Annotated in this window: 23 protein-coding genes and 1 pseudogene; 13 read left to right on the top strand and 11 right to left on the bottom strand. The window is 71.4% G+C overall.

Features of this window, described 5'->3' with window-relative positions; translation table 11 throughout:
• The first annotated feature begins 15 nt into the window (after positions 1-15).
• The 4 genes from ACZ42A_RS28475 to ACZ42A_RS28460 all read left to right on the top strand — a co-directional run bounded on the left by ACZ42A_RS28475 (position 16) and on the right by ACZ42A_RS28460 (position 5914).
• Complete coding sequence (locus ACZ42A_RS28475; RefSeq protein WP_468530142.1) at positions 16-1056, top strand: NAD(P)-dependent alcohol dehydrogenase; 1041 nt, start codon at positions 16-18, stop codon at positions 1054-1056.
• A gap of 267 nt (positions 1057-1323) precedes the next feature.
• Positions 1324-2595 (top strand): multidrug effflux MFS transporter, encoded by a 1272-nt coding sequence (locus tag ACZ42A_RS28470; RefSeq protein ID WP_468530141.1) that lies wholly within the window; start codon positions 1324-1326, stop codon positions 2593-2595.
• A 64-nt stretch (positions 2596-2659) separates the two neighbouring features.
• Entirely contained in the window at positions 2660-3292 is a 633-nt protein-coding gene (locus ACZ42A_RS28465; RefSeq protein WP_468530140.1) for an aldo/keto reductase, read from the top strand.
• A gap of 228 nt (positions 3293-3520) precedes the next feature.
• Entirely contained in the window at positions 3521-5914 is a 2394-nt protein-coding gene (locus ACZ42A_RS28460) for a collagenase (protein WP_468530139.1), read from the top strand.
• A gap of 40 nt (positions 5915-5954) precedes the next feature.
• On the opposite strand, the gene ACZ42A_RS28455 is transcribed toward ACZ42A_RS28460, so the two are convergent.
• From ACZ42A_RS28455 to ACZ42A_RS28415, 9 genes and pseudogenes are all read right to left on the bottom strand, one after another.
• Positions 5955-7151, bottom strand: coding sequence for a M6 family metalloprotease domain-containing protein (locus ACZ42A_RS28455; protein WP_468530138.1), 1197 nt, complete (start codon positions 7149-7151; stop codon positions 5955-5957).
• Between the two features lie 23 nt (positions 7152-7174).
• A pseudogene (locus ACZ42A_RS28450) lies at positions 7175-7351 on the bottom strand (alpha/beta fold hydrolase); the annotation flags it as partial.
• A 16-nt stretch (positions 7352-7367) separates the two neighbouring features.
• The gene (locus ACZ42A_RS28445) at positions 7368-8096 is read right to left on the bottom strand and encodes a GntR family transcriptional regulator (RefSeq protein WP_468530137.1); all 729 of its coding nucleotides are present in this window, start codon (positions 8094-8096) and stop codon (positions 7368-7370) included.
• A 113-nt stretch (positions 8097-8209) separates the two neighbouring features.
• Positions 8210-9214: a proline racemase family protein gene (locus ACZ42A_RS28440; RefSeq protein ID WP_468530136.1), complete on the bottom strand. Its 1005-nt coding sequence runs from the start codon at positions 9212-9214 to the stop codon at positions 8210-8212.
• 19 nt (positions 9215-9233) lie between these two features.
• Positions 9234-10142 carry a dihydrodipicolinate synthase family protein gene (locus ACZ42A_RS28435; RefSeq protein ID WP_468530135.1) on the bottom strand — a complete coding sequence of 303 codons (909 nt, stop codon included), beginning with the start codon at positions 10140-10142 and terminating at the stop codon, positions 9234-9236.
• A complete protein-coding gene (locus ACZ42A_RS28430) occupies positions 10139-11650 on the bottom strand; it encodes an FAD-dependent oxidoreductase (protein WP_468530134.1) in 1512 nt (503 codons plus the stop codon). The genes ACZ42A_RS28435 and ACZ42A_RS28430 overlap by 4 nt, the downstream gene beginning before the upstream one ends.
• Positions 11631-11945: a (2Fe-2S)-binding protein gene (locus ACZ42A_RS28425; RefSeq protein ID WP_468530133.1), complete on the bottom strand. Its 315-nt coding sequence runs from the start codon at positions 11943-11945 to the stop codon at positions 11631-11633. The genes ACZ42A_RS28430 and ACZ42A_RS28425 overlap by 20 nt, the downstream gene beginning before the upstream one ends.
• 55 nt (positions 11946-12000) lie before the next feature.
• The gene (locus ACZ42A_RS28420; protein ID WP_468530132.1) at positions 12001-13149 is read right to left on the bottom strand and encodes an NAD(P)/FAD-dependent oxidoreductase; all 1149 of its coding nucleotides are present in this window, start codon (positions 13147-13149) and stop codon (positions 12001-12003) included.
• Between the two features lie 119 nt (positions 13150-13268).
• The gene (locus ACZ42A_RS28415) at positions 13269-14633 is read right to left on the bottom strand and encodes an aminopeptidase P family protein (RefSeq protein ID WP_468530131.1); all 1365 of its coding nucleotides are present in this window, start codon (positions 14631-14633) and stop codon (positions 13269-13271) included.
• Positions 14634-14770: 137 nt separating this feature from the next.
• On the opposite strand from ACZ42A_RS28415, the gene ACZ42A_RS28410 reads away from it, so the two are divergent.
• Genes ACZ42A_RS28410 through ACZ42A_RS28390 form a run of 5 tightly spaced genes read left to right on the top strand, consistent with a single transcriptional unit; the run spans position 14771 to position 20448 of the window.
• A complete protein-coding gene (locus ACZ42A_RS28410; protein ID WP_468530130.1) occupies positions 14771-16507 on the top strand; it encodes an ABC transporter substrate-binding protein in 1737 nt (578 codons plus the stop codon).
• An 11-nt stretch (positions 16508-16518) separates the two neighbouring features.
• Positions 16519-17463, top strand: a complete 945-nt coding sequence (locus ACZ42A_RS28405) for an ABC transporter permease (protein WP_468530129.1) — start codon at positions 16519-16521, stop codon at positions 17461-17463.
• Positions 17460-18446 (top strand): ABC transporter permease, encoded by a 987-nt coding sequence (locus ACZ42A_RS28400; protein ID WP_468530128.1) that lies wholly within the window; start codon positions 17460-17462, stop codon positions 18444-18446. The genes ACZ42A_RS28405 and ACZ42A_RS28400 overlap by 4 nt, the downstream gene beginning before the upstream one ends.
• Positions 18446-19474: an ABC transporter ATP-binding protein gene (locus ACZ42A_RS28395; protein WP_468530127.1), complete on the top strand. Its 1029-nt coding sequence runs from the start codon at positions 18446-18448 to the stop codon at positions 19472-19474. The genes ACZ42A_RS28400 and ACZ42A_RS28395 overlap by 1 nt, the downstream gene beginning before the upstream one ends.
• Positions 19471-20448, top strand: coding sequence for an ABC transporter ATP-binding protein (locus tag ACZ42A_RS28390; protein WP_468530126.1), 978 nt, complete (start codon positions 19471-19473; stop codon positions 20446-20448). The genes ACZ42A_RS28395 and ACZ42A_RS28390 overlap by 4 nt, the downstream gene beginning before the upstream one ends.
• 83 nt (positions 20449-20531) lie before the next feature.
• On the opposite strand, the gene ACZ42A_RS28385 is transcribed toward ACZ42A_RS28390, so the two are convergent.
• Positions 20532-20918 (bottom strand): VOC family protein, encoded by a 387-nt coding sequence (locus tag ACZ42A_RS28385; RefSeq protein WP_468530125.1) that lies wholly within the window; start codon positions 20916-20918, stop codon positions 20532-20534.
• Positions 20919-21037: 119 nt separating this feature from the next.
• Here ACZ42A_RS28385 and ACZ42A_RS28380 point away from each other — a divergent pair, with 119 nt between their 5' ends.
• On the top strand, positions 21038-21808 hold the full coding sequence (locus tag ACZ42A_RS28380; RefSeq protein WP_468530124.1) for a TetR/AcrR family transcriptional regulator: 771 nt from the start codon (positions 21038-21040) through the stop codon (positions 21806-21808).
• A 5-nt stretch (positions 21809-21813) separates the two neighbouring features.
• Here the strand turns inward: ACZ42A_RS28380 and ACZ42A_RS28375 are convergent, their stop codons facing one another.
• A complete protein-coding gene (locus ACZ42A_RS28375; RefSeq protein WP_468530123.1) occupies positions 21814-22959 on the bottom strand; it encodes an ROK family transcriptional regulator in 1146 nt (381 codons plus the stop codon).
• Between the two features lie 89 nt (positions 22960-23048).
• Between ACZ42A_RS28375 and ACZ42A_RS28370 the strand changes: the two genes are divergently transcribed.
• From ACZ42A_RS28370 to ACZ42A_RS28360, 3 genes are all read left to right on the top strand, one after another.
• Positions 23049-24344 carry a DUF1479 domain-containing protein gene (locus ACZ42A_RS28370; protein ID WP_468530122.1) on the top strand — a complete coding sequence of 432 codons (1296 nt, stop codon included), beginning with the start codon at positions 23049-23051 and terminating at the stop codon, positions 24342-24344.
• 113 nt (positions 24345-24457) lie between these two features.
• Positions 24458-24769 (top strand): DUF1490 family protein, encoded by a 312-nt coding sequence (locus ACZ42A_RS28365; RefSeq protein ID WP_468530121.1) that lies wholly within the window; start codon positions 24458-24460, stop codon positions 24767-24769.
• Between the two features lie 2 nt (positions 24770-24771).
• Positions 24772-26961 (top strand): heavy metal translocating P-type ATPase, encoded by a 2190-nt coding sequence (locus tag ACZ42A_RS28360; RefSeq protein WP_468530120.1) that lies wholly within the window; start codon positions 24772-24774, stop codon positions 26959-26961.
• The last annotated feature ends 35 nt before the right edge of the window (positions 26962-26996 follow it).

Below are 26996 nucleotides of genomic sequence, written 5' to 3'. Positions count from 1 at the left end.
GAGGAGCACCCGCGCATGCGCGTCAACGCTTACGCCGCCCCCGCCGCCGGCCGGCCCCTGGCGCCCACCACCATCGAGCGCCGTGACGTCGGCCCGAACGACGTCCTCATCGCCATCCAGTACGTCGGCATCTGCCACTCCGACATCCACACCGTCAACGGCGACTGGGGCCCCCAGCCCTTCCCCCTCGTCCCCGGCCACGAGATCGTCGGCACCGTCACCGAGGCCGGCGCCGATGTCACCAGGTACCGGGCCGGTGACCGCGTCGGCGTCGGCTGCATGGTCAACTCCTGCGGCGAGTGCGCCCACTGCCGAAACGGTGACGAGCAGTACTGCCTCAACGGCACGGTCTTCACCTACGCGAGCCCCGACCGCGACGGCACCACCACGCAGGGCGGCTACTCCACCCACGTCGTCGTGGACGCCGACTACGTCCTCTCCGTCCCCGCGAACCTCGATGCGGCCGCAGCCGCGCCGCTGCTGTGCGCGGGCATCACCACCTACGCCCCGCTGCGCAAGTGGGGCGCGGGGCCCGGCAAGAAGGTCGGGGTCGTCGGCCTCGGCGGCCTCGGTCACATGGCGGTCAAGATCGCCCACGCCATGGGCGCCGAGGTCACGGTGCTGTCGCAGTCGCTGAAGAAGAGGGAGGACGGGCTGCGGCTCGGCGCCGACCACTACCACGCGACCTCGGACCCGGACACCTTCACCGAACTCGCCGGACGGTTCGACCTCATCATCAACACCGTCAGCGCCGACATCGACACCAATGCCCACCTCGGCCTGCTGACCGTCGACGGCGCCCTGGTGAACGTCGGCGCCGCCCCTGGGCCGCTGAGCGTCAACGGGTTCCTGCTGGGCAGCGCGCGGCGCGTTCTCACCGGTTCGATGATCGGTGGCATCGCCCTGACCCAGGAGATGCTCGACTTCTGTGGCGAGCACGGCATCGGCGCCGACGTCGAGGTGATCTCCGCCGACCGGATCAACGAGGCCTACGAGCGCGTCCTGGCCTCCGACGTCCGGTACCGCTTCGTCATCGACACCGCCACTCTCGCCTGACCTCCTCAGCAGATCGTGTCGTGAGCCCGCCGTATGCCATGAGGCGCGCGGCGGGCTCACGGCGTTCACGAAGGCGCATGGGGTCCCAAGGCCGCGTGCCCGCTGCGGCGGCCAGCACGCGCCAGGCATGCACTGCCGGTACACCCCTCCACAGAAACTCCCTGACCGCCGCCGAACGCGGTTGTGTTGAGGACGGTCGAGGTCCCGCGGTGCCCACGTGCCGCTGGTGAACCCGTCTTCTCCCCTCCCCTGTTCGATTGGAGCTGTGTGACCACCCCCGTGATCCCGAGCGTGCCACGCGAGCGGACGGTCGGCCGCGCCCTGGCCGTCGTTCTCGCACTGCTGACCGTCTTCGGGCCCATCTCGATGGACCTGTACCTGCCGGTGCTGCCCGCGCTGACCGATGAGCTGCACGCGTCGACATCGGCCGCGCAGCTGACGGTCACCGCCTGTCTGCTCGGCCTGGCGTTCGGGCAGGTGGTCGCCGGGCCGCTGTCGGACCGGTTCGGCCGCCGCCGCCCCCTGCTGGCCGGCGCCGTCGCCTACATCGCCACCTCGGTGCTGTGCGCGTTCAGCCCGAGCGTCGAGTCGCTGGTCGCCGCCCGCTTCGTGCAGGGTCTGGCCGGAGCGGTGGGCATTGTGATCGCCCAGGCCGCCGGCCGTGACCTGTACTCCGGGGGCAGGCTGGTCCGCTACTACGGCCGTCTGACCGTGATCGGCGGGCTGGCCGCGATCATCGGGCCGGTCCTGGGTGGCCAGCTCGCCGCCTTCACCGACTGGCGCGGCATCTTCCTCTTCCTCGCGCTGCTCGGCGCGGTGATCCTCCTGGCGTGTCTCACCGTCTTCCGCGAGACTCTGCCGCCGCAGGAGCGCACCGGCGGCGGGCCGGCCCAGAGCGGACGTGACTTCCGCCGGCTGCTGTCCGACCGGCTCTTCCTCGGCGCCGTCCTGATCACCGGCTTCGTCAACGCGGCCCTGTTCGCCTACCTCAGCGGCGCCACCTACGTGCTGCAGGGCATCTACGGGCTCTCCCCGCAGGGCTACTCCTTCGCGTTCGGACTGAACTCCGCCGGTTTCATGGTGTTCGGCTTCGTCGCGGGACGGCTGTCGGAGCGGTGGTCGGAGAAGGGCACTCTCGTCCTGGGCCTGGCCATGACCCTGCTCGGTGCCGGCGGGGTCCTGGTCACCGCGGCGCTGCACCTGCCGTTGGCCGCGATGGTGCTGTCCCTGCTCACCATGGTCAGCGGCGTGGCCGCCACCACCCCGCCCTCCACCTCGCTCGCTCTCGCGCACTACCCCGAGATCGCGGGCACCGCCTCCTCGCTGCTCGGCATGGCGCGCTTCGCGTTCGGCGGGCTGGCGGCCCCTCTCGTCGGACTCGGCGGCGCCGGCACCGCCCTCCCGCTCGGCCTGGTCACCCTCGCCTGCGCCGCCCTCGCGGTGCTCGTCCACGCCCTCGCCGTCCGCCCCCACACCCGGGCGGCGCAGCACACCGTCGCCCGCGGGCGGATCGTCGACCGGGCGACGGCCACTTCCTGACCCGCCGGTCATCCGCGGTACGGCTGCGCATTCCTGCCGCGCCGCAAAGGAAAGGACACACAGCATGCAGTACGCACACCTGGGCCGCAGCGGTCTGAGTGCGCCGACGGCGTGCTGGCTCGCCCAGGGCGGCGGCCGACGGGAACGGATCGTGCTGGCGACCAAGGTCTACCAGCCGATGGGCACAGGCCCGAACGACAAGTACCTGTCCGCGTACAAGATCCGCAGGGCCGCGGAGGAGAGTCTGCGGCGGCTGCGGACCGACCACATCGACCTGTACCAGATGCACCACGTCGACCGGTCGACTCCGTGGGAGGAGATCTGGCAGGCGATGGAGCAGCTGGTGCGCGAGGGCAAGGCCACCTACATCGGCAGCAGCAACTTCGCCGGCTGGCAGATCGCGACCGCGCAGAACGCCGCCACCGCGCGCGACTTCATGGGCCTGGTCTCCGAGCAGAGCCTGTACAACCTCACCGCGCGCACCATCGAACTCGAGGTGATCCCGGCACTGCGCCACTACGGCATCGGGCTGATCCCGTGGAGCCCGCTGGGCGGCGGTCGCCGCATGACCCAGCAGGTGCAGCAGACCATCGAGCGGCACCGCCCCCAGCTGGAGGTGTCCGAGGACACGCTCCGCAAGCTGGACGAGATCTGGCCCGGCCCCGGCGGCGAGGCCCCGGAGGCCTACGGCTGGTAAAGGGGCAGCTTGCCCCCGTCGCCCTCGGGCGACCAAAACTCAGCGATCGACGTACGGGCCGGGCGCGCAGCGCGCCCGGGCCGTAACGCGTGTGAAGAACGCCGCCTGACCTGACCCCAGGTGAATCGGGGACGTCGAGGGTATTGGCAGTGCAATATCACACTACTACGTTACACATCACATGGCGCAGCTTCCCCAAGTGCCCCTGCGGCGGGGGAAGTTGTCGCCATGCCGCACCGCAGCTCTGCACGTCAGGTTCAACTCCCCACACCACAGGAGCACTCGGTGGCCACCCTCAGAGCCCTGCGCAGCCCTTTACTCGCCGTTCTGACAGCCCTCGCGTTGAGCGGCCCGGCGGCGCAGACCAGTCACGCGACCGCGTCCCCGCCCGCCTCTCCGGCGACGGGCCGGAACGCTGACGCCCCCTCGGTGTCGAACCCCCTGGACAGGGTCGACCGCCTCGCCGAGGCGCCCCGCACCCGCAGCCGGGCCGCTGCCGCACCCGGCGGCCTGTCGCACGGCCGCATTCCCGGGCCGCGTTCGACCAGCAAGCCGAAGGCCACGGCGCCTCCCGGCGGCACGGTCGGCGGCGCGTACGTGCCCTGCACGCTCGACGGCGTCACCGGACTGAGTCCCCGGCAGTTCACCGACTTCCTCGCCGATCCGGCCGTCACCGCCGATGGCTGCCTGCGCTCGCTCATCTGGACGTGGGACCGGCGCCTGGCCCCGGTCATGTCGGACGCACACGTCCAGACCGTCTCCCGTCGCATCAGCACGCTCGCCGCCGCACACGACGGCACCAACGGCAGTCATCTGCTCGAGATGTTCACCTACCTCCACGCCGTCGCCTACCACGACTTCTCGCGCGAGGAGATCGACATCACCGACCCGCCGACCGTGGACGCCGTGCGCCGCGCGGTCGACGCCTTCGGGTCCGCCGCCCACACCTTCGACGTGACCCGCACCAACGCGGAGTCCCTCCGCGAAGCGCTCTACGCGGCCAGTGCCCCCGGCCTGCGTCAGCACCAACTTCCGCTCGTGAAAAGGGTGCTGACGACCATGGACGCCGCGCACCCGGCCACCGCCAAGGACCCGTCCTGGGGCGGAAGCGCGCTCGCCGCGCTCTCCCTCAACTACCTGGGTGTCTATCCGGGCAACCAGGACACCGCCTTCCGTACCGCCGTCACCCGTGACGCCTCCTACCGGGCCGCCTTCAAAGCCTTCGCCGGCCACACCCACCTGAAGGAGACGGCCAACGCCTGGGTGGTGCGTGACGCCCTCGGCGAATACGGCCGATTCGGCCAGATCGACCCTCTGAAACGAGAGATCGTGGCGGATCTCGGTGTTCTGCTGCAGACCACCGTCCGGAACTTCGGCGACGGCAGCCAGCCCTGGGCCAAGGTGGTCACCTGGCTCATCGAGTTCGACGCCTGCAAGCCGTACGGGGTGTGCAGGGAGGACATCGAGCGGCGCATCTTCCCGCGTGCCTACTCCTACGACAGTGGCGCGCTGAAGGTCCGCACCGCCCTCGACAGGGCCACCGTCGACCAGCTCTACTACGCCAGCAAGCAGGTCAAGGCACAGTTCCACCGCGTGCTCGGCACCGACCAGCCGCTGGCCGGCGACCCCAACACCACACTGAACACTGTGCTGTACGCCTCCCGCGCCGACTACGAGACGTACCACCCGCTGCTCACCGGCATGGCCACCAACAACGGCGGCATCTACATCGAGAAGGGCGCGACCTTCTACACGTACCAGCGGCGGGTTCCCCAGGACTCCACGCTGACGCTGGAGGAACTGTTCCGGCACGAGTACACCCACTACCTCAACGGCAGATGGGCGGTGCCCGGGTTCTTCGGTGAAGGCCCCTGGTACGAGGGCGACCGGACCACGGCCATGGACGAGGGCACCGCCGAGTTCTTCGACGGCGCCACCCGCGACGACGGCGTCAAGGTCCGCAAGTCCCTGGTGCGCGGCATCATCGGGGACACGGCGGGCGGGCGACCGCGCATGACCGTGGACCAGCTGCTGCACGCCACCTACGACGGAGACGGCTTCCGCTTCTACAGCTACGCCGGCACCTTCTTCGAGTTCCTGTGGTCCGAACGCCCGTCCCTGATCAGGGAGATGTACGGCTACCTGCGGGCGGACGACCCCGAGGGCTTCGACGCCTGGCGCGACCGGCTGAGCGGCGACGCCGCACTGCAACGCGCCTACGACGCCTTCCTCGACGTCCAGATCGCCCACGTCGACGACCTGTTCGTGCCCGACACCCGCTACACGCCGGTCGGGGAGCTGGACGAGGCCTCGGCCGATGGTGTGCGGGCCTCCTTCGCCGCCACGACGTGGCTGACCCCCGTGTGCCGCTCCACCGACGCGCCGGAACGGCCCAGGTTCGTCTGCACGGGCCGTATCACCGCGAACCTGAGCCGCCCGGGCGACGCCGACCAGGTCTTCAAGGACATGAGCGAGAGCGTCGACTACTTCATCCTCGACCGGGCGAAGAAGGGCATCGACAACCTGGCCGACATGAACTGCTCCTTCGGCCCTGTGGACATCTGGCCCGGCCAGCCGGCGGGAACGGCGGACTACCGCTGTGAAGGCCCGCTGCGCGGCTGACCCCACCGGTTCGCCGGCACGGCCGCCCCGGGGGCACGGCTCATGACCTCGTCACGGTCACCGTGTCCCCGGAGCGGCCCGCCGCACGGACCTCGATGCGGACGCCGGTGGCCGGGTCGGTGAAGCTCTGGCCCGGACGGTGTGCGGCCATGTCCAGGGCGTGGCAACCGGACGGGGGAGGGGCGGCCGGGGTGGCGGGCATGACGCGGACCGGGCCCTCTCCGGTCCGGGTGGCCGAGTCGACCCGGTAGATCAGGACGCCCGTCGAGCAGGGCTCGGGGTCGTCGGCCCGGGCGCGGCGGGACTCGGCCACGTACGCCGTGGTCTCGCCGGTGCGGACCACCGCGATCTTGGTGCCGCCCGGCCGCTCAACGGGGGTCAGCCGAACGGTCCGTCGGCCCGGTGCGGCCAGGCAGTCGACCTGGCGGTCCCGGATCCAGCCGAGCTTCCAGGAGTGCCAGCCGAGGTACTGCGGGGCGTGGCCCGCGATGTTCCCCATGACGTCCCATCCGCCCACGTAGCGGTGGGTCTCACCGGTGAAGGCATACAGGTCGGGCAGCCCGAAGGTGTGAGCCGTCTCGTGAGCGACGACCTTGTGGCCCCAACGCCACATGTCCTGGCCGAAGGTGACGGCCCACTTCAGGCGGGTGCCATCGGCGGTGACGCCCGCCGTGTGCGGGTCATGGAGGTAGGTGGGCGAGAAGGAGATCGCCCGCGCGGCCTTCGCCGCGACGACATGGATCATGTCATAGCCGGAGAAGTCGGCGTACGGGTCGGCGGCCATGACCGCGTCACGCAGGTACCGCTCGTGGGCCTCGAAGGTCAGACCGCGTTCGAAGCCATAGGAGGTGGACGCCTCCGGCATGCGGATCCAGCGGGCCAGCGTGGTGATGTCCAGCCGGGCTCGGCCGTAGGAGGCCCTGCGCATCCAGTCGGCGGCGGGCGCGAGGTGGGCGGCGTACGGCTCGGTGGAGTCGGTGGCCTGGGCGTCGGGGAAATCCACGAACAGCGTGAGGACGCGCAGTCTGCCGGTGGACCGCTGGAACTGGACCCGGTCGGTGTCCAGGCCCTCGTCGGTCCAGCCCGTTCTGCCGGGGAGGGCGCAGTCGGCGGCGCGGGACGCCGGCTCGGGTGGAGAGCCGGGCTGTGCCCGCGCCGTGGTGGCGGGGGCGGAGAGACACATGGTCAGGGCGAGGGCCGCGGTGAGCGGCCGTAAGGCTGCCGGGAGGTTGGGCATGTCATCCCTTCCAGGTCAGGGGATCAGGCGTGGCCCTGGGGCATGTCCATCAGGCGGGCCGGCACCCGGTCGCCGGAGGCGGTGATGCCGTCGTGTTCCCACTCGTCGGTGACAGAGGTGCGCAGGGAGCCGACGTCCCGCGCGGTGCGCAGGGAGAGTCCGGCGTCCACGTACATGTCGTCGTGATGGACCGCAGCCGCAGGCCGACGGCCGGGCTCAGCGGGTCGTGCTTGGCTTCCGCCGGGCGACGGTGCTCGGCTTGCGTCCCGGCTGCTCCTCGTCCTTGCCCTCCGCCCACAGCGAGCGGACATGGCTGAGGTGGCGCTTCATGCACTTCTCGGCGCCCTTGGTGTCGCCCGCCAGCATCAGGTCGAGGAGTTCGAGGTGCTCCTCCGCCGACGGGATCAGCTGGTCACGCTCGTCCAGGGTGGTCAGTCCGTACAGGCGGGAGCGCTTGCGCAGATCGCCGACCGTCTCGACGAGGCGGTCGTTGCCGGAGAGCGCGAGCAGGGAGAGATGGAACTGGCGGTCGGCTTCCAGGTAACCGATCAGGTCGTGTTCGCGGGCGGCGCGCACGATCTCCTCGGCCGTGGGGCGCAGGGCCTCGAGGTCCTCCCGGGCAGCGGTGCGGGTGATCAGCCCGATGGTCGGGACCTCGATCAGGGTGCGGATCTCGGTGTACTGGTCGAGGTCGCGCTCGTTGACCTCGGTGACCCGGAAGCCCTTGTTGCGGACGGGCTCGACCAGACCCTCGCGGGCGAGGTCGAGCATCGCCTCGCGCACCGGGGTGGCGGAAATGCCGAAGTCCTCCGCGAGCCCGGGTGCGGAGTAGACCTCGCCGGGACGGAGTTCACCGGAGATCAGGGCCGCCCGGAGGGCATGGGCGACCTGGTCGCGCAGCCGCTCCCTGGTGGTGATGAGGTTGCGGTGCTTCAGGTGCCCCATGGTGTTCCCTGTCCCCTTGTCCTGCATACCCGGCTGGGTCCACAGAGTACAATGTCACGTTGTTTGTGCAGGTGCCAGGGTGTAAGTGCGTGCACGGAGGGACGGCGCCGCGGTCACAGCAGGAAGCCTCCTGGGAACGGGTCCTCCGGGTCGAGGAAGTACTGTGCGGTGCCGGTGACCCAGGCGCGGCCGGTGAAGGTCGGAACCACGGCCGGCACCCCGCCGACCTCCGTCTTGCCGATCAGACGGCCCGTGAACCGGGTACCGATGAAGGACTCGTTGACGAAGTCGCGGCCCAGCGGCAGCTCGCCGCGGGCGTAGAGCTGTGCCATGCGGGCCGAGGTGCCGGTTCCGCACGGCGAGCGGTCGAACCAGCCCGGATGGATCGCCATGGCGTGGCGCGAGTGGCGCGCGTTCGAACCCGGGGCGGCGAGATAGACGTGCTTGACACCGCCGATCTCCGGATGGTCCGGGTGGACGGGTCGGCCGGGGGAGTCGTTGACGGCCTTCATGATGGCGAGCCCCGCGGCGAGGAGGTCGGCCTTGCGGGAGCGGTCGAACGGCAGCCCGAGAGCGTCGAGTTCGACAAAGGCGTAGAAGTTCCCGCCGAAGGCGAGGTCGTAGGTCACCGTCCCGTACCCCGGCACCGACACCTTGCGGTCGAGTCCGACGCAGAACGCGGGCACGTTGGTGAGTGTGACGGCCTTCGCCGCACCGTCCTCGACCTGGACGTCGACACAGACCAGGCCGGCCGGGGTGTCGAGGCGGACCGTGGTGACGGGCTCGACGGCCGGCACCATACCCGTCTCGACGAGGACGGTGGCCACACCGATGGTGCCGTGCCCGCACATCGGAAGGCAGCCGGACACCTCGATGTAGAGCACGCCGTAGTCGGCGTCGGGGCGGGTCGGCGGCTGGAGGATCGCTCCGCTCATGGCGCCGTGGCCGCGCGGCTCGTACATCAGCAGCGTACGGAGGTGGTCCATGTGCTCGATGAAGTGCAGTCGGCGCTCGGCCATGGTGGTGCCGGGGATCACCCCGACGCCGCCGGTGATGACGCGGGTGGGCATGCCCTCGGTGTGCGAGTCGACGGCATGGAAGACATGACGAGTGCGCACGGAAAGCCCCTTTCGGTGGTCAGCGGTGCCCGTCGGCGACGGCCTTCTCGGTGGCGGCCCGCACCGCGGCCTCGGCGGCACCGGTGAGCGGCAGCCGCGGCGGTCGGGTGGGCCCGCCGTGGTGACCGACGATGTCCATGGAGACCTTGATCGCCTGCACGAACTCGGTCCTGGAGTCCCAGCGCAGCAACCCGTGCAGCGACCGGTAGAGGGGCAGCGCCCGCTCCAGGTCCCCGTCGACAGCGGCACGGTAGAGCTCGGCGCAGCTCGCGGGGAAGGCGTTCGGGTACCCGGCGATCCAGCCGACCGCCCCGGCGACGGCCAGTTCCAGGAGAACGTCGTCCGCCCCGATCAGCAGATCGAGCTCCGGAGCCAGTTCGGCGATCTCGTACGCCCTGCGCACATCGCCCGTGAACTCCTTGACCGCGACCACATGCCCCTCGGCGTGCAGCTCGGCGAGCAGCGCCGGCGTCAGGTCGACCTTGGTGTCGATCGGGTTGTTGTACGCGACGACGGGCACGCCGGCCTTCGCCACCTCGGCGTAGTGGGCGTGCACGGCGGCCGGGTCGGCACGGTAGGCGTTCGGCGGCAGCAGCAGCACGGAGCCGCAGCCGGCCTCGCCGGCCTGCTCGGCCCAGCGCAGCGCCTCGCCGCTGCCGTACGCGGAGACCCCGGGCATCACGCGCGCCCCGTCGCCCGCGGCCTCGACCGCCGTGCGGACCACGCGGGCCCGCTCCTCGGCGGTGAGGGTCTGGTACTCGCCCAGGGAGCCGTTCGGTACGACGCCGTCGCAGCCGTTGTCGATGAGCCACCGGACGTGCTCGGCGTAGGCGTCGTAGTCGACGGAGAGATCCTCGCGCAGGGGCAGCGCGGTGGCGACCATGATGCCGCGCCAGGGGCGGTCGGTGTCCCAGGTGATGGCGGTCATGCTGTCTCATCCTTCTGTGATGGGTGACATCTTTCGTCTGCGCCGTCCGATCCCGTGGGCGTCGGCGGCACGTCGAGCGAGGCCAGCACCCCGAGCGGCACGGGCACCGCGAGCGGTCGGCGTTCCTGGGACGGCGGTACGGACGCGCCGTCCCCGCCCGCCGCGAGGCAGGCCACCGCCGTACCGCACATCCGGCCCTGGCACCAGCCCATGCCCGCCCTGGTGAGCAGCTTGACGGTGCGGGCGTCGCGGGCGCCGTAGCCGGCGACCGCCTCACGGACGCGCCTCGCGGTGACCTCCTCGCAGCGGCAGACCTCGGTGTCGCCGTCGAGCCAGTCCGTCCAGCCGGGGCCGGGAGCATGGGCGGCGGCCATGGCGTCCGCGAAGGCGCGCAGCCGGTCCCGGCGCAGCCGAAGCTGCCGGGCGCGCGTGCTGCCGAGCAGCACGGGCCGGTCGTGCAGCCGCGCCGCCACCGCGAGGCCCGCCATCTCGCCTTCGACCCGCGCGAGGTGCGCGCCGCCGATCCCTCCGGTCTCCCCGGCCGCCCAGATGCCGGGCACCGAGGTCTCCTGGGAGGCGTCCAGGGCGAGGGCGCGCGTTCCGTCGGGTGCTGTACGGGTCGTACAGCCGAGCCCTGTCGCCAGCTCGATCTGCGGCACCAGTCCATGGCCCACGGCCAGGGCGTCGCAGGCGATCCGGCGGCCCGTCCCCGGGATGGGCCGCCAGTCCCGGTCGAGCCGGGAGACGGTCACCGCCCTCACCCGGTCGGTGCCGTGCACCTGGGTCACCGCGCTGCGCGGACGCAGCGGTACGCGATGGCGCAGCAGGGACGAGCCGTACACCAGCGCCTCGGCCAGCTTGCCCGGGTTGGCGGCGAGGGCGCGTGCCTGGCGGGCGTACCGGAGATAGCCGGACGCCTCGACCACCGCCGGCACCCGGGCCCCGGCCGCGGCGAGGGAGGCGGCGACCGCGAGCAGCAGGGGTCCGCTGCCGGCGACGACGATCCGTCTGCCGGGCAGCACCAGCCCGGACTTGAGCATGGCCTGGGCACCTCCGGCACCCACCACCCCGGGCAGGGCCCACCCGGGGAAGGGGAGCTGCCGCTCGTAGGCGCCGGTCGCCAGCAGTACGGCCCGAGCCCGGACAAGGACCGGGCGTGGTGTGTCGCCGTCGGCTCCGGCGAGGGCGTGTACGGCGAACAGGCCGTCGCTCTCGCGCGTCACCGTCCAGACGTGGTGCCCGCCCCGGTGATCGATGTCGCTCAGCTGCCGGCGCTCCCGCAGTTCGGCGAAGGAGGCCCAGTCGTGGTGCAGGGCCTCCGGCCGCGTGGCTCGCAGGCCCGGGGCCGGATGGCGGTAGAACTGTCCGCCGAACTGCTCGGAAGCATCCAGCAGCGTAACCGACAGCCCGTGGCGTGCCGCCGTGACGGCACCCGCGAGACCGGCGCAGCCGGCACCGATCACCGCGAGGTCGCAGGGGGTATGAGGGTCAGACGCCGAGCCCGGCATGGCCGTCTCCCTCCTGGGTCGTGATCACGTCGCCGGGGCGGGCGGGGACCAGACACGCCCGCCTGTTGGGCTTCCCGTTCACGGTGGCGAGGCAGTCGTAGCACTGTCCGATGCCGCAGAAGGCGCCGCGCGGGCGACCGCCGACGCGCGTGGTACGCCAGGCCAGGATGCCGGCGTTCCACAGCGCGGCGGCGATCGACTGCCCGTCCAGGGCGGTCACCGTCCGGCCGTCGAAGGTGATCTCGAACGGCGGGGCGGGCTGCGCCCCGACCAGTGCGGCGGGGGTACGGGCCACTGCGGGCCTCCTTTCGTGGAGGGCTGACGACAAGCGCCGGAGCGGGGGTGGTCGGTCAGGCCGCGGACGGGAAGCGGCCGGGGGCGAACGGTGTGACGTCCAGGGGTGGTTCAGCGCCCGTCAGAAAGCGGGCGATCAGCAGGCCCGTGGCCGGGGCGAGCCCGATGCCCGCGCCTTCGTGACCACAGGCGTGCAGCAGTCCTGGGACCCGGGGATCGGGACCGATCGCCGGAAGGTGGTCCGGCAGATACGGCCGGAACCCCGCGTACGTGCGGATCGCCCGCACCCGGGCCAGCACCGGGAAGAGCGCCGTGGCCTGGGCGGCAAGACGCCGGAGCGCCTCCGTCGACAGGGTGCGGTCGAAGCCGACCCGCTCCCGGCTGGCGCCGATCAGTACCGGGCCCGCCGGGGTGCCCTCGACCACGGCCGAGGTCTGGAGCGCCGCGGAGTCGCTCGCCACATCGGCGACGTAGTCCGCCGCGTACACCTTGTGGTGCACGACGCGCGGCAGCGGCTCGGTGACCAGGACGAAGCCGCGGCGGGGGAGGACGGGCAGGTCCACCCCCGCGAGCCGGGCCAGTTCACCGCCCCACGTCCCGGTCGCGTTCACCACATACGGCGCGTGGAGATCCCCGGCCGTGGTCCGTACGCCGCGCACCTCGCCGTGGGCGCCGGTGAGGATGCCGGTGACCTCCTCGCCCAGCCGGAGGCGCGCGCCCGAGGCACGCAGCAGATGGGCGGCGGCCAGGGCGGGCTGGACCTGGGCGTCCTGGGGATAGTGGAAGCCGCCTGCCAGGCCCGGAGCGAGGTGCGGCTCCAGGTCGTTCAAACGGTCGGCCGGGATCTCGTGCGCCGTGACGCCTGCCAGACGTTGCGCCGCGGCGAAGGTGCGCAGAGCGGGCATGCCCGCCGCGTCCGAGGCGACGACCAGGCCGCCCTTCGCCTCGTACTCGACCTGGGGCGGCAGCAGTTCGGCCAGCTTCTGCCACAACTGCGTGGACAGCAGGGCGAGTTCCAGCTCGGGGCCCGGCTCCTTGTCGGAGACCAGGAGATTTCCCTCGCCGGCCCCCGTGGTCCCGCCCGCGACGGGGCCGCGGTCGATCACGGTGACGGAGAGGCCGCAGCCCGCGGCGTAGTAGGCGCAGGCGGCACCGACCACTCCGGCGCCGACCACGACGAGATCCGGGGAGTTTCTCGTGGGCACGCAAGTAATATTTCACATTGCACTGCCCTTGCCAAGATCTCTCCGTGGCCGGCTTCCACCCGGACCTCGTGGCCGGCTTCCACCCAAGGCCTCGCGGCCGGCTTTCGCGCGGACCTCGCTCAGCCGTCGAGCAGTGCGCCCATCCACGCCTCGACCGCGTCGGGGGTGCGCGGCAGCGCGTGCGACATCAGTCGCGCCCCCTGCGCCGTGATCAGCAGATCGTCCTCGATCCGTACGCCGATGCCGCGCAGTTCGGGCGGCAGGGTCTCGTCATCGGGCTGGAGATAGAGCCCCGGCTCGACGGTGAGCACCTGCCCTTCCTCCAGTACGCCGTCCAGGTACGCCTCGGCGCGCGCCCGCGCGCAGTCGTGCACGTCCAGGCCGAGCATGTGCCCGCTGCTGCACAGGGTGTAGCGACGATGGAGGTCGCCCTCGGCACTCTTCAGTACGCCCCACTCGGCCAGCCCTTCCGCGATCACCCGCATGGCCGCCCGGTGGAAGTCGCGGAAGCTCGCGCCGGGCCTGAGCGCGGCGATGCCTGCCTCCTGAGCGGCGAGGACGAGTTCGTAGACCTGTCGCTGGACGGCGGAGAAGCGGCCGGAGAGGGGGAGTGTCCGGGTGATGTCGGCGGTGTAGAGGGTGTCGGTCTCCACGCCCGCGTCCAGCAGGAGCAGTTCGTCCGGGTTCAGCGGTCCGTCGTTGCGGATCCAGTGCAGGACGCAGGCGTGCGCTCCGGATGCCGCGATGGTCTCGTAGCCGGTGCCGTTGCCCTCCGCGCGGGCGCGCAACTGGAAGACGCCCTCGATCCATCGCTCACCCCGCGGGTGCGCGAGCGCGCGCGGCAGCGTCCGTACGACGTCCTCGAACCCCAAGGTGGTGTGGTCCACGGCCAGTTGCAGCTGGGTGATCTCCCAGGCGTCCTTCACCAGGCGCAACTCGCTCAGGACGGAAGCCAGTTCGCAGTCGTCCGACGCGTCGCGGCCCGGCGGCAGCTGTCCGTAGGCGTCCAGGTGTGCGCAGCGTATGCCGGTCATCCGCTCGGCCTCGTCCAGCTCGGGGCGCCGGCCCACCCAGAACTCCCCGTAGCGCCGGTCCCGGTAGAACTCCGTGCCGCTGCGCGGTGAGCGGGGCCGGATGTACAGCACCGCCTCGTGCCGGTGCGGACCGTCCGGCTCCAGCACCAGTACGTGGCCGGCCTGGTCCTCGCCGGTCAGGCCGGTGAGCCAGGCGTAGGCGCTGTGCGGACGGAAGCGGTAGTCGCAGTCGTTGGAGCGGACCTTGAGCTCTCCCGCCGGGATGATCAGCCGTTCGCCGGGGAAGCGTGCGGACAGTCTGGCCCGGTGCGTGGCCGCGGGGTCCGCCGCGGGCAGCCGGATGCCGGAGGGCAGGGGAGTGGCCGACCAGTCACCGGCCATGAAGCGTTCGAACTCCGGTGACACCGGCAGATCGTGACTCACGGTGCCGGGCGCTGCTGGGTCCTTCATCGGGCCTCCTCGGGCACAGGTGGATAACGCGGGTGCACACATCTTGCGCAGTACAATTTCACATTACTATTTTACCGGTCACATTTCAGCTGCATGCCGAGCCGTCTGCGGCTGCCCGACCGTGCGTGGAGTCACCCATGAAGATGCGCAGTTGCACCGCCCTCGCGCTCGTCGCGAGCCTGGCCATCGGAGCGGCCGGATGTTCCGGCGACCGGCCGTCGCGGTCCGACTCCGGCAAAAACCCCGCCGCCGAACTCGAGGGCCGGGTGATCGGCGGTACCCCCAAGAAGGGCGGCACCCTGACGGTTCTGTCCAACCAGGACTTCAGCCACCTCGATCCGGCCCGCAACTGGGTCATGAGCGACATGCTGTTCGGGACCCGGCTGCTCTACCGCACCCTCGTGACCTACAAGGCGTCCCCCGGCGCGGCGGGCGGCGAGCTCGTCCCCGACCTCGCCACCGACCTCGGCACTCCGTCCAACGGCGCCAGGACCTGGACCTTCACGCTGCGGCAGGGGATCACGTACGAGGACGGCACACCGGTGACCGCCCAGGACATCAAGTACAACGTCGAGCGCTCCTTCTCGCCCGACCTCCCCGGCGGCGCCGACTACGCCGCCCGCTACCTGGCCGGCGCCGAAGGGTACAAAGGCCCCGCCCACGGTCGGCACCTCGACTCCATCAAGACCCCGGACGACCGCACGATCGTCTTCGAACTGCGCAAGCCCTTCGCCGAGTTCCCCTACGCCACCGCTCTGCCGACGTTCGCACCCGTGCCGAAGTCCAGGGACACGGGCCCGAGGTACGACAACCGGCCGTTCTCCTCGGGCCCTTACAAGATCGCGCTCTACGCCCGCGGCAAGAAGCTCGTCCTGGTCCGCAACACCCACTGGTCCCCGGAGACCGACGCCGTGCGCAAGGCGTACCCGGACAAGCTGGTCGTGGTGATGGGCCTGAAGCCCAACCAGATCGACGACCGCATGATCGCCGCCCAGGGCGCCGACGCCTCCGCCGTCCCCTGGCAGGCGCTGCGCCCGGAGAGCGCGGCCAAGGTGCTGCCCAGGGCCGAGGTGAAGGAGCGGTTGCTCGCGGAGTCCACCAACTGCACCGACATGGTCCAGATGCACACGGGCCGCGCCCCGTTCGACAACGTGAAGGTCCGTCAGGCGGTGCAGTACGCCCTGGACAAGGAGTCGGTGCTCATCGCCTCGGGCGGCCCCGCCTTCAACGACCTGTCCACCGCGTACATGCCCGCCACCCTCTTCGGCGGCAAGCAGCCCGACATCCTGAAGGTCCCGGCCACCGGCGACGTGGACAAGGCCAAGGAGCTGCTGAAGCAAGCGGGCAAGCCGGGCGGCTTCTCCACCAGGATCACGGTGAGCGTCGGCGACAAGGGACGTGCCGAGGCGATCCAGCAGGCGCTGAGCCGTGTGGGCATCAAGGTCACCATCGAGACGGTCGACCCGTCCGCGTTCTACGCCACCATCGGCGACACCACGAACCGCACCGACCTGGTCTACACGGGCTGGTGCCCGGACTACCCCTCCGGCTCCACCTTCCTGCCGTTCGTCTTCGACGGCCGCTACATCAAGGAGAAGGGCAACTCCGGCAACCACTCCCTCTTCCGCGACGAGGCGACGATGCGGCGGATGGACGAGATCGCCGCGATGACCGACGTCGAACAGGCGGACAAGGCGTGGCGGCAGCTCGACGGGGAGATCCTGCGGAAGGCCCCGGCCGTCCCGGTGCTGATGCGCCGCTGGCCCCTGGTGCTCGGCACCAACATCGCGGGCGCGTACGGCCAGACTTCCTTCGGCGGACAGCTCGACTACGCCACGGTCGGGCTCAAGGACCCGGCCAGGAGCCAGAGCTGAGGCCCCGCCCCATGACCTCCCACAGCCTCGCAGCCCCGCAGGCGGTCGCCGCCCCTGTGGGCAGCAGTCCCTGGCAGCTCGCCCGCGAGGAGCTGCGCCGCCGCGCCTCCGTGAAGATCTCCCTCGGCATCGTCGCGGTCTTCCTCCTGATGGCGGCGGGCGCCCCGCTGCTGAGCGCGCTCGGCGGCTGGTCGCCCGAGGAGTTCGACCAGTCCGCCGTCGACCCCTACCTCGGTGGTCAGCCGATCGGTCCGCTCGGCGGCATCTCCGCCGACCACTGGCTGGGCGTCGAACCGGTCACCGGCCGCGATCTGTTCGCCCGCGTCGTGCACGGCGCCCAGGTGTCCCTGCTCATCGCCTTCGCCGCCACCGCGATCGTCGTCATCGCCGGCACGGCGGCCGGAATCGCGGCCGGCTACTTCGGCGGCCGCACCGACGCCGTGCTGTCCCGGCTGATGGACCTCACCATGTCCTTCCCCTCCCTGATCTTCATGATCGCGATGATGTCGGTGGCGAAGGACGTCAACCGGATCCTGCTGATGACCGCCGTCATCGGCCTGTTCGGCTGGCCCGGGGTCGCCCGCGTCGTCCGGGGCCAGACCCTCTCGCTCAAACACCGCGGGTACGTCGACGCCGCGCGCGTCGGCGGCTCCGGCCCCTGGCGGATCCTCAGCCGCGACATCCTCCCTGGTGTCCTGGGGCCGGTCATCGCCTACACCACGCTGATCATCCCCGGGATGATCGCCACCGAGGCGGCGCTGAGCTATCTCGGCGTCGGCGTCCGTCCGCCCACCCCCTCCTGGGGCCAGATGATCGCCGAGAGCGTCGCCTTCTACGACACGGACCCCATGTACTTCGTCATCCCCAGCACCTGCCTCTTCCTCACGGTGCTCGCGTTCACGCTGCTCGGCGACGCGCTGCGCGACATCCTCGACCCGAGAGGAAGCCGCACATGACCCTCTACCTCGGCCGCAGGCTGCTCGGCGTCGTCGGCGTCCTGATCGCCATCGCCGCCGTCACCTTCACCATCTTCTACGTCCTGCCCTCCGACCCCGCCGCCGCGGCCTGCGGCAAGTCCTGCAGCACCGAACGCCTGGCGGCGATCCGCACCCACATGGGGCTCGACCAGCCGCTGTGGCGGCAGTTCGCCGGCTTCGTCACCGGCATCTTCACCGGGCGCACCATGGGCAGCGGTCAGTACGCCCTGTACTGCGACTTCCCCTGCTTCGGCTACTCGTACGAGAACAGCGAGGCCGTATGGGACCTGCTGATGGACCGCCTGCCGGTCTCCGCCTCCCTCGCGCTCGGCGCCGCCGTCCTGTGGCTGCTGCTGGGCCTGAGCGCCGGCGTCGCCGCGGCCCTGCGCAAGGACACCCTCACCGACCGCGTTCTGATGGTCGGCGCCGTCGCCGCCGCCTCGCTGCCGGTGTACTTCACCTCGATGATGCTGATCTACGGCCTGATCCGGGTCGCGGGCCTGCTCCCGTACCCGCAGTACGTGCCCTTCGCCGACGACCCCGCCCACTGGGCGTCCAACCTGCTGCTGCCCTGGCTCGCGCTGGCCATCCTCTACGCCGCCATGTACGCGCGTCAGAGCCGCAGTTCGATGATCGAGACCATGGCGGAGCCGTACATCCGCACCGCCCGCGCCAAGGGCCTGCCACGCCGCACCGTCGTCGTCAAACACGGGCTGCGGGCCGGCATGACCCCTATCCTCACCATCTTCGGCATGGACCTGGGCGGGCTGCTCGCGGGCGCCGTCATCACCGAGTCCATCTTCGGACTGCCCGGAGTCGGCCGGCTCTTCTACGGCGCGCTCTCCACCGGTGACCAGCCGGTCATCCTCGGCGTCACCCTCCTGGCCGCCACCTTCATCGTCGTCGCCAACCTGGCCGTCGACCTGCTGTACGCCGTCGTCGACCCGCGAGTGAGGTTCTGATGACCGGTCCACAACCACTCCTGGACGTAACGGACCTGACGGTCACCTTCCGCACCGCACGCGGTCCGGTACGGGCCGTCGACTCGCTCGGCTTCACCGTGCGCCGCGGACAGACCCTCGGCATCGTCGGCGAGTCCGGCTCCGGCAAGTCCGTCACCTCCCTCGCCGTCATGGGCCTGCACCAGGGCGCCGAGGTCACCGGATCCATCGAGCTCGACGGAGAACAGCTGATCGGGCTCGGCGAGCGCGAGCTGGGCAGACTGCGCGGACGCCGGATGGCGATGATCTTCCAGGACCCGCTCTCCAGCCTCCACCCGTACTACACGGTCGGCGAGCAGATCGCCGAACACCACCGCGTCCACTTCGGCTCCGGCCGCTCCGCCGCCCGCAGACGCGCCGTGGACATGCTCGGCGAGGTCGGCATCCCGGAACCCGCCCGCCGGGCCGGCGAGTACCCGCACCAGTTCTCCGGCGGCATGCGGCAACGCGTGATGATCGCCATGGCCCTCGCCTGCGAGCCCGACCTGCTCATCGCCGACGAACCGACCACCGCCCTCGACGTCACCGTGCAGGCCCAGATCCTGGAACTGATCGCCCGTCTCCAGGCCGAACGGGGCCTCGCCGTCATCATGATCACGCACGATCTGGGCGTGGTCGCCCGCATCGCGCACGAGGTGCTGGTGATGTACGGAGGCCGCGCGGCCGAACACGCCCCGGTGGACGACCTGTTCGCCGCCCCGGCCCACCCCTACACCCAGGGCCTGCTCGACTCCCTGCCCCGCCTCGACGACAGCGACGAGGAACCTCTCCGGGCGATCCCCGGCAGCCCGCCCTCCCTCCTCACCCCCGCACCGGGATGCGCCTTCGCGCCGCGCTGCTCCCGCGTGGCAGCCGCGTCCGCGGACGCGCGCCGGCGCTGCGACGACGTCCGGCCCGGGCTCACCGCCGAGAGCGGCCACGCGGTGGCCTGCCACCTTCCCCTGCGACCGGCCACCACCGAGAACCAGCCCCGCGGAGACACACCATGACCACCCGCCAGCCCCTGCTCTCCGTACGGAACCTGACGATGACCTTCCCCGGCCGTCGCAGACACGCCGCGCCCGTACGGGCCGTCGACGACATCAGCCTGCACGTGTCGGCCGGTGAGACCCTCGGCCTGGTCGGGGAGTCCGGCTGCGGCAAGTCCACCACCGGCCGCGTGATCGTACGGCTGCTGGAGCCCACGGCCGGGTCCATCACCTTTGACGGCCACGACATCAGTCACCTGGGCCGGCGCGACCTGATGCCCCTGCGGCGGGACCTCCAGATGGTCTTCCAGGACCCGCACTCCTCGCTCAACCCGCGTCAGACGGTGGCCCGCATCATCTCCGAACCCCTGCTGGTGCGGGGCAGTTCGACCGTGGAGGCCCGCAAGCGGGCCGTGGAGCTGATGGAGCTCGTCGGGCTCATCCCCGAGCACGTCGACCGCTATCCGCACGAGTTCTCCGGCGGGCAGGCACAGCGCATCGGCATCGCCCGCGCCCTGGCGACCAGTCCCCGTCTGATCGTCGCCGACGAACCGGTCTCCGCGCTCGACGTCTCCGTACAGGCCCAGATCGTCAATCTGATGCAACGGCTGCAACGGGAGCTGTCGCTCGCCTACCTCTTCATCGCCCACGATCTGTCCGTGGTGAAGCGGGCCTGCGACCGGGTCGCGGTGATGTACCTGGGCCGCATCGTCGAAGTCGGGCCCAAGGAGCGGGTGTACGGCGCACCCGCCCACCCCTACACCCGGGCCCTGCTCTCCGCCGTGCCCCTGCCGGATCCCGCCGCCGAGCGCACCCGCGAGCGCATCACCCTCCTCGGCGACCCGCCGAGCCCTGCGGCACCGCCACCCGGCTGCACCTTCCACCCTCGCTGCCCCAAGGCCCAGCAGCTCTGCCGGACCGAGGCACCCCTGCTGCGGATCGCCGCGCCGGGAGAGACGCGGGAGGTGGCCTGCCACTTCCCGGAGACGCCTTGAGGAGACCCCGTCCTCATCCGGGGCCGGCGTCCATCACCCGGACCGCACGGAGCTGCAGACCGGCGCGGCGTCCGCGATGACCGTCAGTGGTTGTCGGGTATGGCCCAGGCGACGAGCTGGACGATCACACCGTTCGGGTCGGTGACCTGGAAGAGGCGCTCGCCCCACGGCTCTTCGCGCAGCGGCATGGTGATGGAGACGCCCTCGCGCTGCAGTCGCTCGTATTCGGCGTCCAGGTCGGCGACGGTGAACGCGAGGATCACACCCGCGGCGTGCTGGTCCCTGAAGCCCTCGGGCAGGACCTCGATGCCGCGCTGGAGAAAGATCACGTTGGCGGCGTCCTCTCGGGCCAGGGAGGCGAAGCCTTCGGCGGCCATGGCCTCCTGGAAACCGAAGTGCCTGGTCAGGAAGGCGGCGGAGGCGGGGACGTCGTCGACGGTGAGGGAGACGGCGGTGGAAGTGATCTTCATGGCTTCTCCTGGAGCTCGGGATCAAGCGATCTCTATACACTGTACTCTATACGACGTACAAAGTAGATGGGTTCACGGAGCAAAAAAACTCCCGGGCGAGAGGCGAGAGGATGGAGCGCATGGCCAAAGAACGAAGCGGGGCAGGCGACCCGGCCCGCACCCTGGAGCTGCTGTGGCGCGAGCCCGGACAGGGTGGCCCCCGGCGCGGCCCCAAGCAGGGCCTGACGGTCGACGCCGTTGTCCAGGCTGCTGTCGAGCTCGCGGACTCCGGTGGACTGGACGCCCTGACCATGCGCAGCGTCGCCCAGCGGCTGGGCGTCACGCCGATGACGCTCTACACATACGTCCCGGGCAAGGCGGAGCTGCTCGACCTCATGCTGGACGCCGTCTATCTCCAGATGCCGCGTACCGATCACACAGCCGCCCCGTGGCGTTCAAGGGTGGAGGCCGTCGCGCGCGAGAACCGCGACCTGTACAGGCGCCACCCCTGGGTGGCGACCCTGCCCACCACGCGCCCACCGCTCGGTCCCGGCCTCATGGCCAAGTACGAACACGAACTGGCCGCCTTCGACGGCCTCGGACTCGACGATGTCGAGATGGACGCGGCCCTCACCTTCCTGCTGGGCTTCGTCCAGTCCGTCGCCCGCGCCGACCTCGACACCCAGGCCGCCGCCCGCGACAGCGCCATGTCCGACGAGCAGTGGTGGGCGGCCAACGCGCCACTCCTGGCCAGGGTCTTCGATCCCGCCCGGTTCCCCCTCGCGGCCCGGGTCGGCAGCGCCGCGGGTGCGGCTCACCAGGGCGTGTACAACCCCGATCACGCCTTCGACTTCGGGCTGCGGCGCATCCTGGACGGCCTGGCCCACCTCATCGGGAGCCGGTCCCGATAGCAACCTCAGTCACTGCTCCGGTGCCGGGCGGCCGACTGGACGATGAGTGAGCGGAGTTCCTCCACGGCTCGGACGCGGGCCGCGGTCAGTTCGGGGGAGGACAGCACGGCGCTGGTGACGGGGACGGGGCGTGGCGTACGGCTGAAGTGCTCGTCGACGGCGGCGAGCAGGGCGGGGTGCCGGCCCCACTCGCCACCGATGACGATCAGCTGAGGGTCGGCGAGAGACACGGCCGCGGACAGGACGCCGACGACGGCCCGGGCCAGTGCGGCGCGGGTCCGCTTCGCCTGTTCGTCGTGACGGGCGAGAAGATCCTGAAGCGCCGGCACGTCGATGGCGGTGGAGGAGGGCCGTCGCAGGCCGAGGGCGGCGAAGACCTCGGTGAAGGCCATGGCCGAGCCGTCCGGGCCCGCCGTGCAGAGGTGTGCGATCTCGCCGACGAGACCCCGGTGCCCGCGCCGGACGCTGCCGTCGCCTACCACGGCGCAGCCGAGGCCCTCACCGAGGTGGAGATAGACGAAATCGTCGACGCCTTGCGCACACCCGGACCGGCGCTCCGCGCGGGCGGCCCAGTTGACGTCGTTGTCCACCAGGACGGGGCCGGTCACGCGGGACGCCAGGACGCCGGGAGGGTCGAGGTCGCCGACGAGGAAGGGGGCGTCCGGCAGATGGACGAGCCGACCGGTCTCGCGGTCCACCGGGTCGGCGGCGCTGATCACCGCGAGGCGTAGCGGGCCGGGGATCCGCTCGGCCAGTCGCCCCGCGGCCGAGGTCAGGGCCGTGGCGGCCACCTGGGGTCCCGCGCTCGCCTCCAGCGCGGTGCGGACCTCCCCGTGGACGCGGCCGAGGGCGTCGACCGCTTCGGCCACGACTCCGTGCGGGGTGATGCTCGCCACCAGTGCGGCGCCGAGCTGCGGTGCGAGGGCGTAGTACGAGCCGACGCGTCCGCGTCCGGTGGTGCGTTCGCCGGTGTCGACGACCAGACCGGCCTGGCCGAGGCGCTGCACGCTGTCGGAGATCGTCGGCTTGGAGATCCCGGTGTGCGCGGAGATCTCCGCCCTGGTCAGGCGCGGATGGGCCATGAGCGCGCGCAGCACGTTCTCGTCGGTCAGGGCGCGCAGCATCTCCAGCGACGGCTTCGGCGGGGTCATGCGGGCATTCTAGTAAGGACTCTTGCCTAAATCTGCCGTCCCTGCGTACCGTCGTTCTAGTAAGGAGTCCTCACCAAAGGAGCCGGGCGATGACGCTCGCAGCGGAAACCCACCACCTCCCCGCCCTGCCGCACTGGGAGCGGACCCCGTCCGATCTCACGGCCGCCATCCGTGAGATCAAGCCCGCGCTGCGCGCCCGTATCGAAGCCTCCGGCCGCACCGTCGAGGAGGTGTTCGCGGCCGTCGAGCAGCGCGTCGAGGCCCGTATCGCCGAGATCGAGGCCGACCGGGAGCGCGGCGAGGAGGTGTGGCCCGTCCTGGAGTACGACGCGATCGCCGGCGGAAGCGTGACGCCGGCCCAGATGGCCAAGCTCAAGAAGCGCGGCTGTCTCGTCGTACGCGGCCACTTCCCGCGCGAGCAGGCGCTGGCCTGGGACGCCGGCATCGTCGACTACGTCGAGCGCAACAGGTTCTTCGAGACGTACGCCGGACCCGGCGACGACTTCTTCGGCAGCGTCGGCTCCAAGCCCGAGATCTACCCCGTGTACTGGTCCCAGGCACAGATGCGGGCCCGCCAGTCCGAGCGCATGGCCACCGTCCAGTCCTTCCTCAACTCGTTCTGGAAGCACACCTCCGACGACGGCACCCGGTGGTTCGATCCCGACCGCGACGCGCTGTACCCCGACCGCATCCGCCGCCGCCCGCCGGGCACCGACTCCTCGGGCCTGGGCACCCACTGCGACCCCGGCACGCTGGACCTGTGGATGACCCGGGAGTACCAGCAGGCCTTCCGCCACCTCTTCGACGGCACCGCCGAGCAGTACGACCCCTGGGACGCCGCCCACCGCACCACCGGCCCCCAGTACCCCGGCTCCACCATGTGCTCCGCCTTCCGCACCTTCCAGGGCTGGACCGCGCTGTCGGACATGGACGCCGACCAGGGCGTGCTGCACACCGTGCCGATCCCGGAGATCATGGCCTACCTGCTGCTGCGCCCGCTGCTGCCGGACGTGCCCGAGGGCTCGATGTGCGGAGTGACCGTCAACCAGGTCTTCCCGGTCACCAAGCGCTGGCATCCGGCGCTCTACCGCGCCCTCACGCCGATCCCCGACGTGCGCGCGGGCGACTCGGTGTGGTGGCACTGCGACATGATCCACAGCGTCGCCCCGGTCACCGACCAGAAAGGCTGGGGCAACGTCATGTACATCCCGACAGCCCCGTGGTGCGCCCGCAACGAGCGCTACGCCACCGAGGTCCGCGAGGCGTTCGTCACCGGCTCCAGCCCGGGCGACTTCCCCGAGGAACACTACGAGCGTTCCTGGAGCGGCCGGTTCACGACCGACCAGCTCAACGACATCGGCCGCCGAGGCCTGGGTCTCGACTGAATGTCGTCCCGGAATGCCGTTGCCCAGGCAACAAATGCGACGCCATTGCCTGGAGGGGCACAATTGACGTAGCCGTACGTGCCGTCTCACGGCCTGGACCCGCGGAGGTCCTCATGCATCCCGCAGCTTTCGCCGGTGCCGCCTTCGGTCGTCTCGCGCACCACGCCGTCTCGGGGCTGGTCGGTGTGGCCCTGGTGCGGTCCGCCGGCAAGGCGGCTCCCAAGGCCAAACCGGCGACGCGCAAAGCGCTGGTCAGCGGTCTCGCCGGGGGGATCGTGGCCGCCCGGTGGCTCGGCTCCGCGGCGGAGGAGGCCCGGCTCAAGGCGGGGGACATGCTGGCCGAGGCCCGCTCCTCGCTCGGTGAGGAAGCGCCGCCTCCGTCGGCGGTCGACATCGGCGGCCACGACCACGACCACGAGCACTGATCATGGCCGATGTCCTGGTCCGCTCCGTAGCCGCGGGCCGCGCGCGGCTGATCGTGCCGTGGCTGAAGGCGCGGCCGGGCTGCGCGGGACTGGTCGACGAGCGGCTCGCCGAGCTGCCCGGCTTCCGCGCGCTGCGGATCTTCCCGCGCACGGGCAGCGTCGTCATCTGGGTGCAGCCCGACCGGCTGGACGTCGACCGGCTGGTCGACGCGCTCGAAGAGGCCCCTCCTCCCTCCGTACCGGAGAAGCGCAGCCGGTCCGTGCCCGACTCCTCCACCGGCGAGCTGGCCCGGCTGGTCGTGGGCGGGGTCGTACTCGCGGTGGTGGCCGTGCACCGGCTGGTGCTGCGCCGTTCACCATGGGTGACCGGCGGCCGGTCCGGCTTCCTCGGCGCCGTCACCCTCTTCAGCGGGCTCCCGTTCTTCCGGGGCGCGCTCCGCACGATGACGGGTCGTCAGCATCCGGGCACCGACACCCTCGTCACCGCCGCCACGGTCATCTCCCTGCTGCTGCGCGAGAACGTGGTCGCCCTGACCGTCCTGTGGCTGCTCAACATCGGCGAGTTCCTCCAGACGATCACCCTGCGCCGCACCCGCCGCGCCATCGAGGAACTGCTCAGCATCGGCGAGGAGCGGATCTGGCTGGTCCGTGAGGGCGTCGAGGTGGAGGTCGCGCTGGACGAGGTCGGACCCGACGACGTGGTGGCGGTCTACGAGCACCACAAGATCCCGGTCGACGGGACGGTCGTCTCCGGCGAGGCGCTGGTCGACCAGGCCGCGATCACCGGCGAGGCCCTGCCCGTCTACACCCGGGAAGGCGCGGAGGTGTACGCCGGCACCCTCGTCACCTCCGGTTCCCTCACCGTCCGCGCCACCTCGGTCGGCGGCGACACCACCGTCGGGCGGATCATCAGCCGGGTCGAGGAGGCCCAGGCCGACCGGGCCCCGATCCAGACCGTCGCCACCCGCTTCACCCGCCGCTTCGTCCCCGTGTCCCTGGCGCTCGCGACCGGGACGTACGCGCTCACCCGGGACGCCCGCCGGGCGATGACCATGCTGCTGGTCGCCTGCCCGTGCGCGGCCGGCCTGGCCACGCCCACCGCGATCAGCGCCGCCATCGGCAACGGCGCCCGCCACGGGACGCTCATCAAGGGCGGTACGCATCTGGAGGGCGTGGGCCGGGTCACCGCCGTCGTCTTCGACAAGACCGGCACCCTCACCTTCGGCCGCCCGCTCGTCACCAGTGTCGTCGCGTTCCACGAGCACTACACCGCGGACGACGTCCTCAGGCTCGCCGCCTCCGGCGAACTGCACGCCGTCCACCCGCTGGCCCAGGCCATCGTCACCCGCACCGAGGAACAGCATCTGCACATCCCCATCCACCAGGCGTGCGAGGTCGTCCTCGGCATGGGCATGCGCGCCGAACTCGACGGCACCCGCCTCCTCGTCGGCAGCCCCGCCCTGCTGCGCCGCCACGGACTCGAACTCACCCCGGTCGCCCAGGAGTGGGCCGCGCAGCTGCGCCGGCAGGGCGAGACCGTCATCTGCCTCGCCCACGACGAGGCTCTCATCGGCATGCTCGGCGTGTCCGACGCGGTACGCGCCGGAGCCGGCACGGTCGTCCAGCAGCTGCGCGACCTCGGTGTCCAGCGCATCATCCTGCTGACCGGCGACGCACCGGAGACCGCCCAGGCCGTCGCCGACGCCCTCGACATCGCCGAGGTGCACGCCCACGCGCTGCCCGAGGCCAAGCTCCAGCTGATCCGCGACCTCCAGGAGGAGGGCCACATGGTGGCCATGGTCGGCGACGGCACCAACGACGCCCCCGCTCTCGCGCTGGCCGACGTCGGCATCGCCATGGGCGAGCACTCCTCCCATGTCGCCCTGGAGACCGCCGACATCGCCCTCGCCGGCAACGACCTCCGCCAGGTCGCCGCCGTCGTCGAACTCAGCCGCCACACCCTGCGCGTCGTACGCCAGAACTACGGCCTCGCCATCGGCGTCAACCTCGCCGGCCTCCTCGCCGGCGCGGGCGGCTCCCTCAACCCCGTCGCCGCCGCCCTCCTGCACAACACCAGCAGCATCGCCGTCGTCGGCAACTCCGCCCGCCTGGTCAGCCACACCCCCCACCTGCCCAGCGAGCCCGCACAGAGGCTGCGCGTGGCTCCGCTGGAAGAGACCCGGCTGCGCTGACGTCCGTGCTGGCCTCCTGGGCAGCGGACCGGGAT

The sequence above is a fragment of the Streptomyces sp. NPDC030838 genome (genome assembly GCF_055572035.1).
This window is presented reverse-complemented; position numbering and strand designations above follow the sequence as displayed.

Coding starts and splice junctions, on each gene's coding strand:
- ACZ42A_RS28475 (WP_468530142.1), top strand. CDS start 16: ATGCGCGTCAACGCTTACGCCGCCCCCGCCGCCGGCCGGCCCCTGGCG.
- ACZ42A_RS28465 (WP_468530140.1), top strand. CDS start 2,660: ATGCAGTACGCACACCTGGGCCGCAGCGGTCTGAGTGCGCCGACGGCG.
- ACZ42A_RS28460 (WP_468530139.1), top strand. CDS start 3,521: ATGCCGCACCGCAGCTCTGCACGTCAGGTTCAACTCCCCACACCACAG.
- ACZ42A_RS28455 (WP_468530138.1), bottom strand. CDS start 7,151: ATGCCCAACCTCCCGGCAGCCTTACGGCCGCTCACCGCGGCCCTCGCC.
- ACZ42A_RS28445 (WP_468530137.1), bottom strand. CDS start 8,096: ATGGGGCACCTGAAGCACCGCAACCTCATCACCACCAGGGAGCGGCTG.
- ACZ42A_RS28435 (WP_468530135.1), bottom strand. CDS start 10,142: ATGACCGCCATCACCTGGGACACCGACCGCCCCTGGCGCGGCATCATG.
- ACZ42A_RS28430 (WP_468530134.1), bottom strand. CDS start 11,650: ATGCCGGGCTCGGCGTCTGACCCTCATACCCCCTGCGACCTCGCGGTG.
- ACZ42A_RS28415 (WP_468530131.1), bottom strand. CDS start 14,633: ATGAAGGACCCAGCAGCGCCCGGCACCGTGAGTCACGATCTGCCGGTG.
- ACZ42A_RS28410 (WP_468530130.1), top strand. CDS start 14,771: ATGAAGATGCGCAGTTGCACCGCCCTCGCGCTCGTCGCGAGCCTGGCC.
- ACZ42A_RS28405 (WP_468530129.1), top strand. CDS start 16,519: ATGACCTCCCACAGCCTCGCAGCCCCGCAGGCGGTCGCCGCCCCTGTG.
- ACZ42A_RS28400 (WP_468530128.1), top strand. CDS start 17,460: ATGACCCTCTACCTCGGCCGCAGGCTGCTCGGCGTCGTCGGCGTCCTG.
- ACZ42A_RS28395 (WP_468530127.1), top strand. CDS start 18,446: ATGACCGGTCCACAACCACTCCTGGACGTAACGGACCTGACGGTCACC.
- ACZ42A_RS28390 (WP_468530126.1), top strand. CDS start 19,471: ATGACCACCCGCCAGCCCCTGCTCTCCGTACGGAACCTGACGATGACC.
- ACZ42A_RS28385 (WP_468530125.1), bottom strand. CDS start 20,918: ATGAAGATCACTTCCACCGCCGTCTCCCTCACCGTCGACGACGTCCCC.
- ACZ42A_RS28380 (WP_468530124.1), top strand. CDS start 21,038: ATGGCCAAAGAACGAAGCGGGGCAGGCGACCCGGCCCGCACCCTGGAG.
- ACZ42A_RS28375 (WP_468530123.1), bottom strand. CDS start 22,959: ATGACCCCGCCGAAGCCGTCGCTGGAGATGCTGCGCGCCCTGACCGAC.
- ACZ42A_RS28370 (WP_468530122.1), top strand. CDS start 23,049: ATGACGCTCGCAGCGGAAACCCACCACCTCCCCGCCCTGCCGCACTGG.
- ACZ42A_RS28365 (WP_468530121.1), top strand. CDS start 24,458: ATGCATCCCGCAGCTTTCGCCGGTGCCGCCTTCGGTCGTCTCGCGCAC.
- ACZ42A_RS28360 (WP_468530120.1), top strand. CDS start 24,772: ATGGCCGATGTCCTGGTCCGCTCCGTAGCCGCGGGCCGCGCGCGGCTG.